1 protein-coding gene is annotated in these 998 nt (G+C 57.6%); it reads left to right on the top strand.

What is annotated here, in order from left to right; genetic code table 11:
* The first annotated feature begins 149 nt into the window (after nucleotides 1–149).
* Nucleotides 150–968 (top strand): N-6 DNA methylase, encoded by an 819-nt coding sequence (locus tag FAS41_RS30660; protein ID WP_138527021.1) that lies wholly within the window; start codon nucleotides 150–152, stop codon nucleotides 966–968.
* Nucleotides 969–998 lie beyond the last annotated feature (30 nt).

The following is a 998-nucleotide window of genomic DNA, read 5'->3' as shown; positions in this document are numbered from 1 at the left end:
AAATGTCTCGACACCGGCTGAGCAAGTTAGCTTGATCATGCCGGCGCCGGGCGAACAGCTTTGCATGGGGTTCTGATCCACCGTTGCACGGCTTGGGATCGCAAAAGCGCATGTGATCGTGGTGCTCCAGCTCCTAAGCAGGTTGCACCATGAACGCCACGGCAAAAATCCCCACGGTCACTTCTGAAGTACACCGCAAGAACATCGTCAAACTCCTGGAACGTGCCAGTCGCCGTCACCACCTGTGGGACGTCTTCGGCGACTTCGTTGAAATGGCCGCAATCGCAGTATCCAATGGCGTCGACCTTTCACAGAGAGAGCCGCGCGAGGCACGCTATATGGCGTTGATGCAGCGCTACGAAGCGGATGAGCAAAAGCTGTTCCCTCAAATGCTTGCCGAGTTGACGATGGCCCTCGAGTTTGGTCCCGATGATGTCCTAGGAAAGGTCTTCGGCGAACTCGAATTGGGGAACACTGCCCGTGGTCAGTTCTTCACGCCCTACTCGGTGTGCGCCCTCATGGCACGTCAGCAGGTAGGCGACGGCCGCGACTTACGACGCCTCATTGCGAGCAAAGGGTTCATTACGCTGCTCGAGCCTGCGGTCGGAGCCGGCGCCATGGTCGTCGCCATGGCTGAGGCCCTTCAGGAAGAAGGGTTGAGCTATCAGAACCACATGCACGTGACGGCCCAGGACATCGACTCGCGCGCCGTTCACATGAGCTACCTACAACTCAGCCTGCTGCACATCCCCGCAACGATCATTTTGGGCAACACCCTGGCGGCCGAGGAGCGGGAGCACTGGTACACGCCGGCCCATATTTTTGGGCTTTGGTCGGTCAGACTCCGCCGCGGCTATGCCCTTGGCAGCGATCTGGATCAGGACCAGCAGAAGCCAGCTGAAACACGACAAAATATTATTGTACCGGTTAGAAATCAGGACAAACTGACGCAACTAGCCCTGTTCTAAGGCTGTAACTCCGGCAATCCCGAATAGGCA

Origin of the sequence: Pseudomonas nicosulfuronedens, from assembly GCF_005877905.1 — a bacterium.
Taxonomy (GTDB): Bacteria; Pseudomonadota; Gammaproteobacteria; order Pseudomonadales; family Pseudomonadaceae; genus Pseudomonas; species Pseudomonas nicosulfuronedens.
Note: the sequence above shows the minus strand (reverse complement) of the source record. Positions and strands in the feature narration are given on the sequence as shown.